Source organism: Terrabacter sp. 2YAF2, from assembly GCF_052114705.1.
In the GTDB taxonomy this organism is placed as follows: domain Bacteria; phylum Actinomycetota; class Actinomycetes; order Actinomycetales; family Dermatophilaceae; genus Terrabacter.
Map to the genome: position 1 here is coordinate 38,534 of NZ_JBFRFG010000019.1, position 17,075 is coordinate 55,608.

General features: G+C 71.7%; 14 protein-coding genes and 1 riboswitch. Of the genes, 6 read left to right on the forward strand and 8 right to left on the reverse strand.

Annotated features, from left to right (window positions below; all coding sequences use genetic code 11):
• The first annotated feature begins 24 nt into the window (after positions 1-24).
• Together AB4030_RS18090 and AB4030_RS18095 are read left to right on the forward strand one after the other, a co-directional pair.
• Positions 25-1,911 (forward strand): Na+/H+ antiporter, encoded by a 1,887-nt coding sequence (locus tag AB4030_RS18090; protein WP_442280597.1) that lies wholly within the window; start codon positions 25-27, stop codon positions 1,909-1,911.
• A gap of 130 nt (positions 1,912-2,041) precedes the next feature.
• A complete protein-coding gene (locus AB4030_RS18095; protein WP_442280598.1) occupies positions 2,042-4,522 on the forward strand; it encodes an exo-alpha-sialidase in 2,481 nt (826 codons plus the stop codon).
• Positions 4,523-4,532: 10 nt separating this feature from the next.
• On the opposite strand, the gene AB4030_RS18100 is transcribed toward AB4030_RS18095, so the two are convergent.
• The gene (locus AB4030_RS18100; RefSeq protein WP_442280599.1) at positions 4,533-5,573 is read right to left on the reverse strand and encodes a S66 family peptidase; all 1,041 of its coding nucleotides are present in this window, start codon (positions 5,571-5,573) and stop codon (positions 4,533-4,535) included.
• Positions 5,574-5,624: 51 nt separating this feature from the next.
• Complete coding sequence (locus tag AB4030_RS18105; protein ID WP_442280600.1) at positions 5,625-6,944, reverse strand: bifunctional o-acetylhomoserine/o-acetylserine sulfhydrylase; 1,320 nt, start codon at positions 6,942-6,944, stop codon at positions 5,625-5,627.
• 88 nt (positions 6,945-7,032) lie between these two features.
• Positions 7,033-7,146: riboswitch (SAM riboswitch) on the reverse strand.
• A 140-nt stretch (positions 7,147-7,286) separates the two neighbouring features.
• On the opposite strand from AB4030_RS18105, the gene AB4030_RS18110 reads away from it, so the two are divergent.
• Positions 7,287-8,453: an acyl-CoA dehydrogenase family protein gene (locus tag AB4030_RS18110; RefSeq protein ID WP_442280601.1), complete on the forward strand. Its 1,167-nt coding sequence runs from the start codon at positions 7,287-7,289 to the stop codon at positions 8,451-8,453.
• A gap of 4 nt (positions 8,454-8,457) precedes the next feature.
• Complete coding sequence (locus AB4030_RS18115) at positions 8,458-9,270, forward strand: WecB/TagA/CpsF family glycosyltransferase (RefSeq protein WP_442280602.1); 813 nt, start codon at positions 8,458-8,460, stop codon at positions 9,268-9,270.
• Here the strand turns inward: AB4030_RS18115 and glfT1 are convergent.
• The 4 genes from glfT1 to AB4030_RS18135 are packed head-to-tail and all read right to left on the reverse strand — an operon-like array spanning position 9,249 to position 12,532.
• Entirely contained in the window at positions 9,249-10,193 is a 945-nt protein-coding gene (gene glfT1, locus AB4030_RS18120; RefSeq protein ID WP_442280603.1) for a galactofuranosyltransferase GlfT1, read from the reverse strand. The genes AB4030_RS18115 and glfT1 overlap by 22 nt on opposite strands.
• Positions 10,193-11,365 carry an LCP family protein gene (locus AB4030_RS18125; RefSeq protein WP_442280604.1) on the reverse strand — a complete coding sequence of 391 codons (1,173 nt, stop codon included), beginning with the start codon at positions 11,363-11,365 and terminating at the stop codon, positions 10,193-10,195. Before AB4030_RS18125 ends, glfT1 begins: the two co-directional genes overlap by 1 nt.
• A complete protein-coding gene (locus AB4030_RS18130; RefSeq protein ID WP_442280605.1) occupies positions 11,352-11,852 on the reverse strand; it encodes a DUF2304 domain-containing protein in 501 nt (166 codons plus the stop codon). Before AB4030_RS18130 ends, AB4030_RS18125 begins: the two co-directional genes overlap by 14 nt.
• Positions 11,849-12,532 (reverse strand): glycosyltransferase family 2 protein, encoded by a 684-nt coding sequence (locus AB4030_RS18135; protein ID WP_442280606.1) that lies wholly within the window; start codon positions 12,530-12,532, stop codon positions 11,849-11,851. The genes AB4030_RS18130 and AB4030_RS18135 overlap by 4 nt, the downstream gene beginning before the upstream one ends.
• Before the next feature lie 110 nt (positions 12,533-12,642).
• Here AB4030_RS18135 and AB4030_RS18140 point away from each other — a divergent pair, with 110 nt between their 5' ends.
• Both AB4030_RS18140 and AB4030_RS18145 read left to right on the forward strand, forming a co-directional pair.
• On the forward strand, positions 12,643-13,788 hold the full coding sequence (locus AB4030_RS18140) for a glycosyltransferase family 4 protein (RefSeq protein ID WP_442280607.1): 1,146 nt from the start codon (positions 12,643-12,645) through the stop codon (positions 13,786-13,788).
• Between the two features lie 7 nt (positions 13,789-13,795).
• On the forward strand, positions 13,796-14,842 hold the full coding sequence (locus AB4030_RS18145; protein ID WP_442280608.1) for a hypothetical protein: 1,047 nt from the start codon (positions 13,796-13,798) through the stop codon (positions 14,840-14,842).
• Positions 14,843-14,863: 21 nt separating this feature from the next.
• Here the strand turns inward: AB4030_RS18145 and AB4030_RS18150 are convergent, their stop codons facing one another.
• Both AB4030_RS18150 and AB4030_RS18155 read right to left on the reverse strand, forming a co-directional pair.
• Positions 14,864-15,508: a pseudaminic acid biosynthesis-associated methylase gene (locus AB4030_RS18150; RefSeq protein ID WP_442280609.1), complete on the reverse strand. Its 645-nt coding sequence runs from the start codon at positions 15,506-15,508 to the stop codon at positions 14,864-14,866.
• Between the two features lie 88 nt (positions 15,509-15,596).
• Positions 15,597-17,075: a lipopolysaccharide biosynthesis protein gene (locus tag AB4030_RS18155; protein WP_442280610.1), complete on the reverse strand. Its 1,479-nt coding sequence runs from the start codon at positions 17,073-17,075 to the stop codon at positions 15,597-15,599.

A 17,075-nucleotide genomic window follows, 5' to 3' on the forward strand; every position in this document is an offset into this window, starting at 1 on the left:
CCCGCCCGCCAGCTCGCTGTCGTCGTGGAGATCGCCATCGGGCTGCTGGCCATCTCGGCCACCGTCCTCGGGGGCTCGTGGCTGGCCGACCGCTTCGACCTGCCCGCGCCCCTCGTCCTCATCGTCATCGGGATCCTCGGGTCCTACCTCCCGTTCGTCCCCGAGGTGGTCCTGAGTCCCGAGGTCGTGCTGCTCGGCATCCTGCCGCCGCTGCTGTATGCCGCCGCGATCCAGACCTCGCTCGTCGACTTCCGCAACAACAAGGGCGTCATCCTCAGCCTCTCCGTGGGGCTCGTGCTCTTCACGGCCCTCGGCGTCGCACTCTTCCTGCGCTGGGCGCTCGGGCTCGACTTCGCGGTCGCCTTCGCGATCGGCGCGGTCGTCGCACCGCCAGACGCGGTGGCCGCGACCGCCGTCGGGCGACGGATCGGTCTCCCGCGTCGCCTCGTGTCCATCCTCGAGGGGGAGTCGCTCGTCAACGACGCGACGGCGCTCGTCTCGCTGCGCACCGCTCTCGCCGCGGCCGGGCTCGCGGCCGGGGTGGCGTCGAAGGGTGTGTCGTTCGGCGGGGTCGTGCTCGACTTCGCATGGGCGTCGGCCGGCGGGGCCGCGATCGGCTTCGGCGTCGCGCTGCTCGTCACCGTGCTGCGTCGGCATTTCTCCACCGAGCCGGCCTTCGACACCGTGCTGTCGTTCATGGTGCCCTTCGCGGCCTACGTCCCTGCCGAGGAGCTCCACGCCTCGGGCGTCATCGCCGTCGTGACGGCTGGTCTCGTCCTCGGCCACAAGTCGCCGCGCACGCAGACGGGCGCATCACGCCTCAGCGAGCGGATCAACTGGACCTCGATCCAGTTCCTCCTCGAGAACGCCGTCTTCCTCCTCATCGGGCTGCAGGTCTTCTACGTCATCGCCGACGTCCGCAGCTCACCCCTCTCCGCAGGGCAGATCACGCTCGCCGCCGTCGGGACGCTCGTCGTGGTCCTCGTGCTGCGGCCCCTGTGGGTCGTGCCGTTCCGCTACCTGCGCACGCGTCTGCTCCACGAGGAGGCGCAGGCGCCGTGGACGCACACCGTCGTCCTGTCCTGGGCGGGCATGCGAGGTGTGGTGACGCTCGCGGCGGCCCTGCTGCTGCCGCTGGAGACCCCACACCAGAAGGTGCTCGTGCTCATCGCTGTCGTCGTCACGATCGGCACGCTGCTCATCCAGGGTACGACCCTGCCTGCCCTGGCTCGTCGGCTCGACGTGCGTGGCCCCGACCCCCGCGAGGATGCCCTTCAGGCGGCGACCGTGCTGCAGGCCGCGACGCGCTCGGGGCTCGACGTCCTCGACTCGATGACCGAGCTCGACGGTGCGACCAAGGAGATGCTGCGGTCACGGTCGGACGACCGGCTCAACCAGATGTGGGAGCGGCTCGGGCCGCGCAGCGGCGATGCCGACGAGACGCCGAGCGCTGTCTACCGCCGGGCCCGCATGCAGATGCTCCAGGCCGAGCGCGACGAGGTGTTGCGGCTGCGCGACGAGGGCCGGGCCGACCACGTCGTGCTCCGCACCGTGCTGGCGTCGCTCGACCTCGAGGAGACCATGCTCGACCGTCTCGATGACCAGGAGAGCCGTCTGGCGGAGAGCGAGATGCTGCCCGTGGACACGATCGAGGCCGCGTGCGAGCACCTCCGCGCGACGGACTCGTGCACCGCTGCGCGGACCCCGGAGGGGTGCGAGGAGTGCCTGCGCGACGGCACGACCTGGGTGCACCTGCGCCTCTGCCTCGTCTGCGGCCACGTCGGATGCTGCGACTCGTCAGAGTACAAGCACGCGACGGGACACTTCCACGAGACGCACCATCCGGTGATGCGCTCGATCGAGCCGGGGGAGGCGTGGCGCTGGTGCTACGTCGACGAGGTTCTGGGTTAGGTCTGCGCCCTCTAAAGAAATGGTAATAACGACCTCGGCCAAAACGACCGCATTTGTGCCCTTGCTGCCGTAATCTTCCCTTGCGCGCGGGCTCATGGGGGGCTCGGACCGCGCTGCTATGGGGGTTGCAATGCGTCGCGTCACCGGGTCCGTGATGGTCCTTGCTCTGATCGGGTCGGCGGTGGCCGTGGCGCCCGACGAGGCGGACGCGCTCACGGCGGTGACCGCTGCCAGCTCTAGCACCATGGTCGTGGCGGGCAGCGTCACTCCCGATGCCAGCGGACGCGCCACGCTGGCCGGGTCGAGCTACATGCAGTTCCCGGCGGTGCTCGCGCTGCCCTCCGCCGACGGGGGCCGGTCACCGCGCACACTGCTCGTCAGCTACAACCAGGACATCGACTCGGGCGCCGTGGACACGCCCCCGCGGACGCTGCGCTCGACCGACGGTGGCCGCAGCTGGTCACCGGTGGGCAACGTTCCTCTCCTGTCGGCGACTCGTCTCGACGACGGCTCGATCCTCGCCGTCGACTTCCGGACCAAGCCCAAGGCGGTGCCGGTGCCCACCGACACCCCGACGGTGCCCCCGACGAGCGCGGACACTCCCACGACGCCGGCGACGAGCACCGAGACCCCGACGAGCACGGACCCGCCGACGAGCACCGAGACCCCGACCAGCACCGACACGCCCACCAGCACCGAGACCCCGACGAGCACCGACACCCCGACGAGCACGCCGTCCGCGGGCGCGGGCGTGACCGGGACGCCACAGCCGGCAACCGCCGCCCAGGAGACCTCGACACCCGCACCGGCGCCCCCGGTGCCGCCACGGGCGCTGACCGCCCCGCACGTCCAGGTGCTGACGTCGACGGGGAGCAGCGAGTTCGACACGCCCAGCTGGACCTCACGCGACAACGGTGCCACGTGGTCCACCTTCACCGGCACGGCGCGACTGCCGTTCGCGGCCGACCTCTTCCTCTTCCACCGCGGCATCGTCCAGGCGCGGGACGGGGCGCTCCTGGCGACGACCTACGTGGTCCGTTCAGGTCGCAAGACCTACGACGTCGAACTGATGCGCAGCGCCGACGGCGGCATGACGTGGACCTGGGTGTCCACCATGGCCGAGGGCAACGACTCCGTCGCGAACGAAGGTCGTGACGAGGCCACCATGATCCGGGTGCCGAACGGCGACCTCGTCGCGGTGCTGCGACAGGATGCGCCCATCTTCCCCGCGGTCTGCACCGGCGCGGTCGTCGGCGATCCCCTCCTCATCACCCGGTCGAGCGACGACGGCCTGACCTGGAGCCCTCCGGCACCGCTCAACGTCCCGGGGGTGGCGCCGTCGCTCATCTCCAGCGCAGACCCCCACCTGCTGGTCACGCCACGAGGCCAGCTCGCGCTGAGCTTCGGGCGGCCGGGCACGCAGGTGCTCTTCTCGCAGGACGGCACGGGCAGGACGTGGACGCCGCCGACCACCACCTACGCGGACCGCACGAGCGGCTACACCAGCCTGGTGAGCGTGGGGGACAACCGGCTCCTCCAGTTCGGCGACATGGGCAGCAACTGGTGCTTCACCGGCACCGCCCCGCGTCCCGTCGGGATCTGGTCCCGGGAGATCGACGTGGCTCCACCGGACGGCCGCCGGATCGACGTGCGCCGGCTCGTGGCCTCCGGTCAGGCGCGGATCTCCACGGACATGGTCGACCGCCTGACATCGGCCTCGGGGCCCGCCGCGGTCGTCGACGGCAGCATCGAACCCGACGCCGGCGCCGTGCGCCGGGCGCGGTCCGGCACGCTCACCCTCGACCTGGGCGGGCTCAGCACCCTGACCGGTGCCTCGCTCGTGCTGCCGGTGCCCGGTTCCAGCGCGAACGCCGCCGTGTCGAGCGACGGCAGGACCTGGCGGACGGTCGCATCGTGGTACAGCTCGGGTCGCTACTCGTTGCTCACCGACCGGGGGTTCCCGGCGGGGGTCGTGGCGCGCTACGTGCGGTTCAACGTCGGCAGCCCGCAGGACCTGGTCGAGCTGTCCGAGATCCAGCTGCGGACCCTCCCGTCGACCTTCGAGGACGACGCCGTCGGGAGTGTCCCCGCCGGCTACGTCGCCGTCAGCGCGGGCGCTCCCAGCGTCACGGTGCAGGGCAACGCCGCGGGGCGGTCGAGCGACCGTGCCGTGCGCCTGACCGACCGGTCGTCCTCCGCGACCGCGATCTTCGCCAAGAGCCTGCCGCTCACGTCCACCAGGACCTTCTCGATGATGCTGAACCCGGTCGCGATCCGCTGCGCGCTGGTGCTGACGCTCAACGCCTACCGTGGGCCGGTCTCGCAGAAGGGCCTGATGGTCTCGGTGTGGCCCGACGGCAGCGTCAAGCGATGGGACGGCGCGGCCTGGAAGCTTCTCTCGGGCCAGGGTCGGGTCCGGGCGGGCACCTGGAGCGCGGTGCGCATCCAGGCCTCCGCGTCCGGGGCCTCGGTCTACGTCAACGGGGTGCTGCTCGGCCGGGTGCCCGTCGCCGCCGGCACCACCGGGTTCACCGGCGTCGAGGTCTCCTCCGGGGGAACCGCGCCGGTCGGGGACGACGTGCTCCTCGACGAGGTCTACGCCGCGTCCTGACCGGGTCGGCTCAGACGAGTCGCTGGCGGACCGAGCACTCCTCGGGACCCGCCGTGACCGTCGCGAGGGCGCCGTTGACGAGCGCGAGGTGGGGCGCGACGTGGCCGCACTCCACGTCGGCGATGATCGGCACGCCGAGAATCCCGAGGGCGTCCCGCACCGCGTCGTGCTGCGAGAAGCCGGGGCGGCCCGGGGCGTGGGTGCGGCTGACGAGGATGCCGTTCGCCTGGTCGAACCATCCGGCCAGCCGCATTCCGTGCAGGGCCCGGCAGATGTCGTAGGAGTTCCACTCGCAGATGTCGAGGTAGTGCAGCAGTCCCTCCGGCGCGTGGGCCTCGGCGAAGTCCGCCACCCCACCGAAACGGCTCCCGGCCGTGAACCCGATCGTCTCGACGCAGCCGCCGATGAGTCGCCCCGACACGGTCGTCGGCTCGCCCTCGTGCCCCGGGTCGATGCGGACCCACGTCCCCGGGCTGTCGAGGGTCATGGCCCTGACGGTGGGGTTTCCGGCGTAGTCGTCCCAGCCGCCGTCCGACCTGAAGCGGCCGGGGGAGCGCTGCTCGAGCTCGTCGCCCGGGCTCGCGCTCGCGACCTCGACCCAGTGGCGTATGCCGTCCGGCAGGGCATACGGGGTGTCCATGAGGTTCTGCCCGTGGATCGTCGCGATGCCGGTGGCCAGCGTGAGCGGGGTGAGCCAGGTCGAGGTGTCGGAGAAGCCCACGCACCACGTCGGCTCCGCGTCGGCCACCGCCTCGAGGTCGAGGAGGTCGAGCAGGTCGATGCCGGTCTCGCCGCCCCACGGCGGGACGACGGCCCGGATCGTCGGGTCGAGCAGCATCGCCATGAGCTCCGCCGCGCGGGCCTCGCGGGGACCGCTGACGTGCGAGGGGGCGTGGTTGAGCTCGCCAACCACCACGTCGAAGCCGCGGTCGCGGAGGCACTCGACGGCATACGTGAACCGGCCCCAGAGCTCGTCGGAGACACCGGAGCTCGGCGAGGTCACGCCAATCCGGTCACCGGGACGGAGCGGGGCGGGGTAGCGGATCGGCATGGCCGCCATCGTGCCAGCCCTGCCGACCCGCTTCACCCCGGTTTCGGGCGGTCAGGCCTTCGCGGCGGCGAAGCCCTGCTCGAGGTCGGCGACGATGTCGTCGATGTGCTCCAGCCCGACCGACAGGCGCACCAGCCCGGGCGTGACCCCGGCGGCCAGGCGGGCGTCGTCACCACCTTGCGAGTGCGTCGTCGAGGCGGGGTGGATGACGAGCGAGCGCACGTCACCGATGTTGGCGACGTGGCTGTGCAGCGTCAGCGCCTCGACGAACTTCTTGCCCGCCTCGAGGCCGCCCTCGATCTCGAAGGAGAGCACCGCGCCAGCGCCACGCGGCGCGTACTTCTGCGCCAGCGCGTACGACGGGCTCTCGGGCAGGGACGCCCAGACCACCCGCTCGACCTGGTCGTGGCCCTGCAGGTGGGCCGCGACCTTCGCCGCGTTCTCGAGGTGCCGGTCGATGCGCAGCGAGAGGGTCTCGAGCCCCTGGGTGATGAGGAAGGCGTTGAAGGGGGCCGCCGCCGGGCCGAGGTCCCGGAGCAGCTGCACCCGCGCCTTGAGGATGTAGGCGAGGTTGGCCCCGAGCGGGCTGCCGACGCCGAGGTCGCGGGCGTAGACGAGACCGTGGTAGCTCTCGTCCGGGGTGTTGTAGGCGGGGAACTTCTCGGGGTCGGCGGCGAAGTCGAAGCTGCCGGCGTCGACGATGAGGCCGGCGATGGACGTGCCGTGGCCGCCGAGGTACTTCGTGGCCGAGTGCACGACGACGTCGGCGCCCCACTCGAACGGGCGGATGACGTAGGGCGTGGCGATGGTGTTGTCGACGACGAGCGGCACGCCGTGCTCGTGCGCGAGGGCGGCGACGCCCTCGATGTCGAGGACCTCTGCCTTCGGGTTGGCGATGGTCTCCCCGAAGAAGACCTTGGTGTTGGGCCGCACGGCTGCCCGCCAGGAGTCGAGCGAGGTGGGGTCCTCGACGAAGGTCACCTCGACGCCGAGCCGGGGGAAGGTGAACTGCAGCAGGTTCGCGGTGCCGCCGTAGAGGCTGGGGGAGGCCACGATGTGGTCGCCGGCCTCGGCGATGTTGAGCAGGGCGAGCGTGGTCGCCGACTGCCCCGAGGCCACGAGCAGGGCGCCCACACCACCCTCGAGAGCGGCGACGCGCTGCTCGACCACGTCGGCGGTGGGGTTCATGATGCGCGTGTAGATGTTGCCGAACTCCTTGAGCCCGAACAGGTTTGCTGCGTGGTCGGTGTCGTTGAACACGTAGCTCGTGGTCTGGTAGATCGGCACGGCGCGCGCTCCGGTGGCCGTGTCGGGGGTCTGTCCGGCATGGATCTGCTTGGTCTCGAAGGACCAGCTGGGGGTCTCGCTCATCGGTCGTTCTCCTCGTGCCATGTCGCTGGCCGGTCCACGACAACCGTTGTGTGCCCGGCGCACCGACGGATCGGTGCGGGAGAGAGGCTCTCCGCGCTTGCCGCGGACGAGTGTCCGTGGCCAGGTCCTCACCCGGGGCACCCCACCGCGGTTGGAGGGTTGCCGGCCAGCGAGCCGGGGCTTGTCGCTGACACTCATGACCTGCTGGGAGTCTACGTATGCGTCCGCCACCGAGAGGAGTCGCCGTCCTCATCGTGGACGCGCGCCACGTCCGGCACCCGGTGGCCGTGGCGTCGATCACGAGGACGTCCTACTAATCGAACCCACGAGTAGGATCCCTGCGTGAGCACGAATGCCGACTTCGACCTGTTCCGGACGAGCGAGGACCACGAGGCCCTGAGGGAGGCCGTCCGCGCGGTCGCCGAGGACAAGATCGCCCCGTATGCCGCCGCCGTCGACGCGGAGGCGCGCTACCCGCAGGAGGCGCACGACGCGCTCGTCGCCTCCGACTTCTTCGCACCCCACGTGCCCGAGGAGTACGACGGCGTCGGTGCCGACGCCCTCGCGACGTGCATCGTCATCGAGGAGGTGGCCCGGGTCGACGCGTCCGCCTCGCTCATCCCGGCCGTCAACAAGCTCGGCTCGCTCCCGCTCATCCTCGCCGCCAGCGACGACGTCAAGTGCCGCTACCTCCCGCCGCTCGCCCAGGGCCGCACGACGTTCTCCTACGGCCTGTCCGAGCGCGAGGCGGGCTCCGACACCGCGGCGATGAGGTGCCGGGCGCGTCAGGACGGCGACGGCTGGGTCGTCAACGGCCACAAGTCGTGGATCACCAACGCCGGTGTGTCCGAGTACTACACCGTCCTCGCGGTGACCGACCCCGACGGCCCCCGCGGCGGCAACGTCACGGCCTTCGTCCTGGAGAAGTCCGACGAGGGCTTCACCTTCGGTGAGAAGGAACGCAAGCTCGGCATCAAGGGCAGCCCGACACGCGAGCTGCACTTCGACAACGTGCGCATCCCGGGGGACCGTGTCGTCGGGCAGGTGGGTGACGGGCTGAAGATCGCACTGCGCACGCTCGACCACACGCGGGTCACCATCGGCGCCCAGGCCGTCGGGATCGCGCAGGGCGCGCTCGACCAGGCCGTCGCCTACGTCAGGGAGCGCAAGCAGTTCGGCAAGCGCATCGCCGACTTCCAGGGCATCCAGTTCATGCTCGCCGATATGGCGATGGAGCTCGAGGCCGCGCGCCAGATGGTCTACGTCGCGGCCGCGAAGTCCGAGCGCGGCGACAAGGACCTCACCTTCTTCGGGGCGGCCGCCAAGTGCTACGCCTCGGACGTGGCGATGAAGATCACGACGGATGCCGTCCAGCTGCTCGGGGGAGCCGGCTACACGACGGACTTCCCGCTCGAGCGGATGATGCGCGACGCGAAGATCACCCAGATCTACGAGGGCACCAACCAGGTCCAGCGCATCGTCATGGCCCGCCAGCTGCTCAAGGGCTGACGCGGTGTCGTCCGGTCCCGATGATGCCGCGCGCGCTTCGCTCGGCATCCCGCCCCGGGTCGAGGTGCCCTACCTGTGCACCACGGCGACGCCGATGTCGGAGCAGGCGGTCGTCGACCTGGTCCTGTCCGGTCCGGTCCCGGCCGTACGCCTCGGCAACCTCAACCTCCACGGTGTGCACCTCTACCTCACCGACCCGGCGTTCCGTCGTTACACCGACGGCGCCGACGTCGTGCTGGCCGACGGCTGGCCGGTCTGGCGTGCGCTGCGCACGGCCGACCCCACGCTCGACGCCTCCTACCGGGTGGGCAGCAGCGACTGGCTCTTCCGGATCCTCGAGCGCAACCCGAGCCTCACGGTGCTCGCCGTGGGCGCCTCGCCGGAGTCGAGCGCCCGCGCCGCGTCGGTCGTGGCCGAGCGGGCGCCCGCCGTGCGGTGGATCGCCTTCGACGGCTACGACCGGGCACAGCAGGATGCCGGCCCGGCCACGACGATCGAGCGGGCGCTGCCCCAGGCCGACCTCGTGCTCGTCGGCATGGGCATGGGGGCCCAGGAGCGGTGGATCGAGGAGCACCAGGGCCAGATGACCCACGGCGTCATCGCCAACGTCGGCGGCTGCATCGACTACGTGTCCGGCGAGCAGGTGCACACCCCGCGCTGGGTGGGGCGTGCCGGTCTGGAATGGCTCTACCGGCTCGCGGCGAACCCGAGCCGCAACGCCCGGCGCGTCTTCGTCGAGCCGGTGCAGCTGGGCGCGGTGCTGGTGCGCCAGCGCCTCGCGTCACGCCGCGGCGGTCACTCCGACCGGGCGTCGTAGCGCTCGAACCGCTCGAACCGTTCGTGGCGCCCGTCGCGCATGAGGTCGCGCCACTCACGCCACTCCTCGGGCGACCGCCGGACGCCGAGCAGGAAGGCCGAGTACACGGCATACTCCAGCGGGCGCTTGAGGCGCTTGCCCGGCTGGTTGGTCAGGTAGCCGCGGTTGCGGAAGGTGTAGAAGCGCTTCGCCCCGTCGGGCGGCAGCACGACACTGAGCGGGCCGTGGAACTCCGCTGCGCCGCTGGGGTGGATGTAGGTCGCGGCGGTCACGGTGCCGTACCGCTGGCCGGAGCGCTGGAGCCGGCGGATCATCTCGATCTCGTCGCCGCGCAGGAACAGCCGCAGGTCGGGCACACCGACCGCCTCGATGCACTCGGCGGTGAAGAGCGCCCCGTTGAAGAGCGCCGCAAAGCCCTCGAGGACGCCGTCGTGGCCCTCGGCGGCGAGGCCGCCGACGGTGGTGACCGGCTTGAGCGCGCGACGCGTCGGGAAGGCGAGTCGCTGCGGGTCGTCGTCGTTGACGACGGCGGGGGAGGCCATCGCCAGGCGCCCGTCGCCGACGTGCTCGAGCAGGGTGGCGAGGGTCGAGTCGGATCCCGGGCGGCCGTCGTCGTCGGCGAGCCAGACGTAGTCGGCCCCCAGGGCGAGCGCGTGCAGCATCCCGTACGCGAAGCCGCCGGCGCCCCCGAGGTTGCGTCGCGAGGGCAGCCACGTGGCAGGCACGGGAAGCGCCTCGACGAGGGCGCGCACCCGGTCGTCGGCGCCGTTGTCGACGACGACGACGTGCCCGGGCGGCGGCTGCTGGCCCGCGAGGGCGGCGAGCGAGCGCTCGAGCAGCTCGACCCGGTCGCAGGTCACGACGACGGCCACCGTCGAGGCGGCCCGGGCGGCGAGGTCGTCTCCGGGATGCTCGGCCGTCATCAGTTCCCGGCGCCCTTGGGGACCGCCGTGAGCGACTCGTCGTCCTTGATCATGCGGAACAGCTCGGTCGCCTTGGCCGAGTCCCACTTGACCGACGAGCCGGCATACGTCGTGTAGTTCGGGTCGGAGATCGGGACCGTGGCCGAGAGCCCGTCGCCGTTGGAGACCGACCGCATGGCCTGGAAGATCGCGATGGCCTCACCCATCGTCGTGTCCTGGCCGAGGGTGAGCCCGTGGCTCATCGAGTCGGCGAAGGAGCGGTACTTCCACGGCACGAGGACGGTGCTGGGCGACATGGCCTTCTTCATGACCGCCGAGAGGAACTGGCGCTGCCGGTCGGCGCGCCCGAGGTCCCCGCGCGGGTCGGTGTGGCGGGTGCGGACGAAGCCGAGGGCGTTGGGGCCGTTCAGGGTCTGGCAGCCCTTCTTGAGGTCGATGCCGGCCTCGGGGTCCTTCATGTTGAAGGGCACGCAGATGTCGACACCGCCGAGGGAGTCCACCACGGAGGCGAACCCGCCGAAGCCGATCTCGAGGTAGCCCTTGATGGGCAGGCCGGTCGCGTTCTCGACCGTCGCCACGAGCAGCTTGGGGCCACCGAAGGTGTAGGCGGCGTTGATCTTGTTCTTCTTGTAGCCCGGGATGGGCACGTAGGAGTCACGCGGCAGCGAGATGATGAGCGGCTTGTTCCCGCTGTCCGAGACGTGCACGAGGATGATCGAGTCGGTGCGGGCGCCCTCGGCGTTCGTCGCGCCGTAGAGCTTCTTCTGCTCCTCGGTGAGGCCCTGCCGCGAGTCCGACCCGATGAGCAGGAAGTTCGTGCCCTTGCCGTCGGTCGGACGGTCCCCGCTCGGTGCTGAGTCGACCCGGGTGATGTTGGTCCACGCGTTGTAGGGCACCCACACCATGAAGGCGAGCCACGCGAGGACGAGCACGCCGATGAGCAGGGCGATGAGGCGGCCCTTGCGACGGCGGGGTCGTCGCGCCGGGTCGGTCGGTCCCGCACCGGAGCCGTCGCCGCGAGAGCCCGCCGGACGGTTCCGCGTGTCGACGACGTAGGCGTCGTCGTGGCTCGTCGCCGTGGCGGAGGAGCTGCGGCCGCGGCCGGACGGTTGGCGCCGGGTGTCGACGACGTACGCGTCGTCGTCGCCGGTGCGGGACTCAGGCGGCGTCATGGGGCGCTCCGCTCTCGGGTGCCGGCGCGTTGCCGGGGGTGTTGCCGTCGTCGCTCGAGGGGGTGGCCGCGGTGGAGGTCGCGGGGGCGGGCGCTGGGGTGGCCGCTGGGGTGGCCGCTGGGGTGGCGGCAGCCGTCACGGCCGGACGTCTCGTCGGGGGCGCGGCCTCGTCGATGGCGATCCGCCGGGCGAGCCGCGTGTAGCGGATCTCCATCTCGCGGAACCGCTTGAACGTGGTGACGACGAAGCTGAAGAAGGCGACGACGAGGCCGTAGAGGATGAGGTCGGCGCCACGGCCGATCCCGACCATCGAGGCCAGGCGGGTCCACACGCCGGGGTCGAGGATCGACCACACGGCGAAGGCGGCGAAGAGGAGCAGCCCGAGCCGGCGCAGCGCCTGCGCGCGTTGCCCGTAGCCGAGCAGGAGCCGCCACGAGACCGCGAGGGTGCCGACGATGAGGAGGACCTGGACCGCGAGCTGCTTCATCGCCAGATCAGCTCCGCGAGGATGTTGACCGAGTTCCAGAGGGACTGACCCTTGGACATGGAGTAGTCGGTGTAGAGGATGTGAACCGGCTCCTCGGTGTAGGCGACCTGCCGGCCGTCGAACTGCATCCGGCCGATCTGGGCCACGATCTCGGAGGCGTGCGCCATCCGGTTCTGGGTGATGTCGAGCCGCTCGACGACGGACCGCTCGAGGACACGGAGCCCGTTGTGAGCGTCGGTGAGCTTCGTGTGCGTCGTCAGGTTGGTGTAGCCGACGGCCATCCGCAGCACGAGCTTCTTCAGGGCCGTGGCGCTGGTGCGGTCGTCGAGGAAGCGCGAGCCGAAGACGACCCTGACGTCACCACGGCGGATGCGTTCGAGCATGACGAGCACGTCCGTGACCTGGTGCTGACCGTCCGCGTCGAAGGTGACGACGTAGCGCATCTCGGGGTCGCCGAGGCAGTAGGTGAAGCCGGTCTGCAGCGCCGCGCCCTGGCCGAGGTTGACGGGGTGGCGGACGACCGCGGCCCCTGCTGCCTCCGCCTCACGCGCCGAGTCGTCGCTGGAACCGTCGTCGACGCACACGATCTTCGGGAAGGTCTCGCGCGTCCTCCGCACGACCTCCCCGATCACCGCTGCCTCGTTGTAGAGCGGTACGACCAGCCACGTGTCCTCGTTCATCGGGACACCACAATAGGCGAGGAGTGCGGGCATCGCGTTCGCCGTCGCGGGCGCGTCCCCTCCCACCCCGGCGCCGACGGGCGGAGCCGGCGCGCGGATAGGGTCCTCCCATGTCAGCTCCGCAGCACCTCCTCGTCGTGACGACGAACTTCGCAGAGACGCACGGAGGGGTGCAGGCGCACCTGGCGGAGCTGTTGCCGCGGCTGGTCGAGCGGGGCGTCGCCACGACGGTCGTGTACCTAGGCGAGCGCACGGAGCCGTATGCCGTCGACGGCGTGTCGGTGGTGCCGCTGCGTCGTCGCGTCGACCTCAAGGACGTCATCGGCCTGCCGGGTCCGCGCGAGTGGGCGGCGTTCGTGGGGCGGGTGCGGCGGGGCGGGTTGCCGGCGGGACCCGTGTCGGTGGTGGCGACGCACACGCGTTTCTTCCCGATGAGTGCCCTGGGGCTGCGGCTCGGGCACCGGCTGGGTGTGCCGGTCGTGCACACCGAGCACGGGGCCGGCTCGGTCGTCACCGGCTCGGCGCTGGTCGAGGCCGGGAGCCGGGGCGTCGACGCGACCATGGGCGGGTGGGTGCTGCGTCACGCCGACCGCGTCGTGGGTGTCTCCGCGGAGGTCGTCGGTTTCGTGCGGCAGCTCGCCGGCGTCGACGCGGTCATGATCCCCAACGGGATCGACGTCGACCGCTGGCTCGGCGGGGTGGAGCCGGCGGACGCCGGGGGCGGCGACGCGAGGCCGCTCGTCTTCGTGGGGCGCGTCGTCGCCGAGAAGGGGTGGGAGGACTTCCTCTCGGTGGCCCGGACCGTGGGGGAGCGCACCGGGGTGTCGCGGCCGGTCCACGTCGTCGGCGACGGCCCGGACCTGGCCAGGGCGCAGGACACGGCGCGGGCGTGGGGCCTCGACGTGCAGTGGCACGGGCGGCTCGAGCCCGACGGGATCCGGGCGGCGCTCCGCGGCGCGGTCTACGTCAACCCGTCGGTCGCCGCCGAAGGCTTCCAGCTCACCCAGCTCGAGGCGCTCCTGTCGGGAGCCGCCGTCGTCTCCTATGACGTGGGAGTGGCCCGGGAGCTCGAGACCTCGGGAGTGGGCGATGTCCACGTCGTGCCCCGCGGGGACCTGGTGCGCCTGGCCGAGGCGGCGGTCGCTGCCTCTGGTCGGGCCCCCTGTCATCCCACCCGCGCGGAGGTCCTGCGCTGGGACTGGGAGACCGTGGCCGATGACTATGCTGCGTTGCTGTCGTCAGCCGGACCCCGCTAGGAGCACGATGGACATCCAGAACCACTTCTACGGACACTCCGCTGCGCTGGCCAGGTATGCCGGTCAGCACCGGGCCCGGCACATCGACGGGCTGCTGCAGCACGGCTGGGTCGCCAGCTCCCCCCTGGCGGTCAACTTCGGGGACTTCCCGGAGGTCGGCCGGGGGGCGGACCAGCGCCGCCTCCTCGTGTGGACCCACACCTCCCGCGCGTGGTCGCCCGACGACGAGGATCGCGTGACGACGCCGGTGGGTGCGCCGTTCCTCTACCTGCTGCGCCTGCTCGCGGACCAGCAGCAGCTCGAGCAGGTCCCCGGCGACGGCCGCCCGCTGGTCGTCCCGCTCCACCGCACCCACGTGCGTGCGACCGACAGCGACCCCGAGGGCCTATCGCGCTTCTACCGCGAGCTGCTCGGTCCCTCCACGGTGTGCCTGCACTCGGAGGACCTCAAGCAGGCGGGGACGGTGCAGGCGTGGCGGCGTGGCGGACACGAGGTCGTGAGCGCCGGCGACCGGTTCGACCCGCTCTTCCTGCCCCGCCTGGCCCGTGGGGTGCTGGCCTCGCCGCGCGTCGTGAGCAACCGCCTGTCGACGATCGTCTGGTATGCCGCGGCCGCCGGGGTGAGCGCCACGGTCTTCGGGCCGGCGCCGCTCATCGAGGGGGAGAGCCGCGACGCGCTCGACCATCTGACCCGCCTCTGGCCGGAGCTGCACGCCGAGGACGCCCCGCTGGCGGCGACCAAGCCCCTGGCCGACGCCGAGCTCGGCGCCTCCCACCTGCTCAGTCCCGCCGAGCTGGCGCGGGTGCTCGGCTGGTCGCGTCCGCTGTCGGGTCGAGCCTTCGGCAGCTACTGGATGGGGGGCCCGGTCGCCAAGGCCCTGACCGTGGTGGGGCTGCGTGACCGCGAGGCGTCGGGCACGGCCGTCGCGGCGACGACCGTGCAGGGAGGCCCCCGGCCCGTGGACTTCCTCAGGCATCCCCTGTCCCACCTGCCGCGTCGCCTGCCGCGACTCGTCGACCCGCGGGCGTCCCTCGACTGGTGCCGGCCGTCCTGACCCGCGACCGGGCGGGCCCGGTCAGCTCGTCTTCTCGAGGAGGAACCACGTCGAGTCGTCGAGCGGGTGCTCCGGGTCACGGTGGTAGGTGAACCCGTAGTCGACGAGCCGCAGCTCGGGGTGCCGGTCGAGGATCTCCCCGGCGAAGTCGCGCTTGAAGAGGACCCCGCTCTGTCCGCGGTAGGTGATCTCCACCGGAGTGGGGTTGTAGTACTCGCACACCATGACCCAGCGGCGCGATGCCTTCACCAGCTTGTCGTAGACCGACGGCAGCGACTCGGGGTCGAGGTGGATGAGCACACCCTTGGTGAAAGCGAGGTCGTGGCTGCCCTCGACCGGGTCGTGGTCGAGGATCGAGGCGACCGTCACCTCGGCGCCGCCCCACGCGGAGAGGTGGGCAGCCGCCTCCGGGTTGATCTCGATGGCGGCCAGCTCGGCATCGGGGAGCAGGTCGCGCAGGGCCTTGAGGTTGTTGCCGATGTTGGCACCGAACTCGATGGCCGACCCGATGGTGCCTCCGCTGGCGGCGACCACCTTCGCGAAGAGCGCCTTGTTGTTCTCGACCAGACGCTCGTCCCGGTTGCGTTCGATGTACTGCTTGCCGAAGTCGCCGGTCCAGAAGACCTCTTGCTGGGTGACCGTCCGGGGCTGTGTGGAGTCGCTCATGCGGGACATCATCACACCACCTCGACCGTGCCGGTCGGAGCGGCCCCCCGCGTGTCCGGTATGTCGGTCGCGGCGGGTCAGGTGCGGGTCAGACGGCGGGGGTGGCAGGACGCAGGACCTGGCGTCCGTGCTGCAGGACGAGGACGCCGGCCACGGCGGCCACCAGCCAACGGCTCGCCGACCAGGGGCCGGTCACCGGGAGCAGGAAGCCGCAGACGATGAAGAGCGACCCGATGAGGAAGGGCCGCGCCAGACGGCGCTCCCTCCACGCGGGGCCACCGACCCTGCGACGGAGCCCGGCCGCTCCCACGGCGAGGGCGGCATACGTCACCGGGAAGCCGATGGCGACCCAGACGACATCGAGGTGGCCCAGGGCCCACGCCGTCGCCACCCCGAGCGCGAGGCACAGCGGGGTGACGAGGGACAGGCCGGCGGGCCGACCCTGGGCGAAGACCAGGTGGACGTTGGCGAGATAGGCGACCGAGACCATGGCGCCGATGCACGCGAGGCAGACGGCGGGGACGAGCAGGTCGGGGGCGAAGCGGGCGTCCGCGGTCAGCCGGAGGAGCCACGGGCTGAGCAGTGCCACGCCACCCGCGACGAGCGCGGCCACGGTGGCGACGTCGGTCGCCGTGCGCTCGAGCACGGCGGCCCGGCGCTCGGGCGGAGCGGCGAAGACGACCGGAGCCCACGAGTTGTTGAGGGAGGAGGTGATGACGTTCGGCGCCGTCCCGATGAGCAGGGCGAGCTGCAGACGTCCGCTGTCCGCTCGGCCGTAGAGGGCGCCGGCGACGAAGACGAGGGCCATGCTCGCGAGGTAGAGCGCGACCATGTGGGGCAGCATCGGAAGCCCCAAGCGGTAGGCCTCGCGCATGTCGCCCGGGGTGTGCTCGCGCTTGTGGGAGAGCCGGACCCCCAGTGAGAGCACGGCGCCCGTGAGCGCCGCGAGCGCATAGCCGACGAGGAGGCCGAGCAGGTAGTTCTGGGCGGAACGGCCGAGGAGCAGGATGGCGGCGAGGCCGGCCAGGGGTCCTCCCAGGGTCGCCACCGAGGAGATCGAGATGAAGGCGAGGGGACGGTCGAGCGAGCGCATCAGAGCCTGGGCGTTCTCGACGACCACGAAGCACGCGCCGGAGGCGACGGCCAGCAGCATGGTCTGCCGCGTGACGGGGGCGGCGCCACCGAGGACGACTCCGGTCACGGCCACCGCCACGGCCGCGAACCCGAGGGTCGTCAGGGAGCCCCGCAGCAGGATCGAGCGGGCCCGCGCCATCCCGTTCGTCGTCATGAGCGCCTGCCGCGTGATGACGGACGGCAGGCCCAGGCTCGCGAGCATCATGGTCACCTGGATGACGACGACGCCCTGCGCGACGAGACCGTAGGCGTCGCGGCCGAGCAGCCGGGTCACGACCGGCGTGACGGCCGCCTGCGCGAGGATGGGCGCCGCAGTGCCGAGCGTGTAGAGCGACCCGCGACCGAGCACGGCCCGGCTGGCCTGCCTGCCGTGCTCGCCTGCCTGCGACCCGTCGTGTGGCTCCTCGCTGTGCCGGTCGACCGGTTCGTCCAC

Excerpts from the sequence above, each read along its gene's own strand:
- AB4030_RS18140 (WP_442280607.1), top strand. The coding sequence starts at position 12,643 with ATGTCAGCTCCGCAGCACCTCCTCGTCGTGACGACGAACTTCGCAGAG.
- AB4030_RS18125 (WP_442280604.1), bottom strand. The coding sequence starts at position 11,365 with ATGACGCCGCCTGAGTCCCGCACCGGCGACGACGACGCGTACGTCGTC.
- AB4030_RS18105 (WP_442280600.1), bottom strand. The coding sequence starts at position 6,944 with ATGAGCGAGACCCCCAGCTGGTCCTTCGAGACCAAGCAGATCCATGCC.
- AB4030_RS18130 (WP_442280605.1), bottom strand. The coding sequence starts at position 11,852 with ATGAAGCAGCTCGCGGTCCAGGTCCTCCTCATCGTCGGCACCCTCGCG.
- AB4030_RS18150 (WP_442280609.1), bottom strand. The coding sequence starts at position 15,508 with ATGAGCGACTCCACACAGCCCCGGACGGTCACCCAGCAAGAGGTCTTC.
- AB4030_RS18100 (WP_442280599.1), bottom strand. The coding sequence starts at position 5,573 with ATGCCGATCCGCTACCCCGCCCCGCTCCGTCCCGGTGACCGGATTGGC.
- AB4030_RS18095 (WP_442280598.1), top strand. The coding sequence starts at position 2,042 with ATGCGTCGCGTCACCGGGTCCGTGATGGTCCTTGCTCTGATCGGGTCG.
- AB4030_RS18135 (WP_442280606.1), bottom strand. The coding sequence starts at position 12,532 with ATGAACGAGGACACGTGGCTGGTCGTACCGCTCTACAACGAGGCAGCG.
- AB4030_RS18145 (WP_442280608.1), top strand. The coding sequence starts at position 13,796 with ATGGACATCCAGAACCACTTCTACGGACACTCCGCTGCGCTGGCCAGG.
- glfT1 (WP_442280603.1), bottom strand. The coding sequence starts at position 10,193 with ATGACGGCCGAGCATCCCGGAGACGACCTCGCCGCCCGGGCCGCCTCG.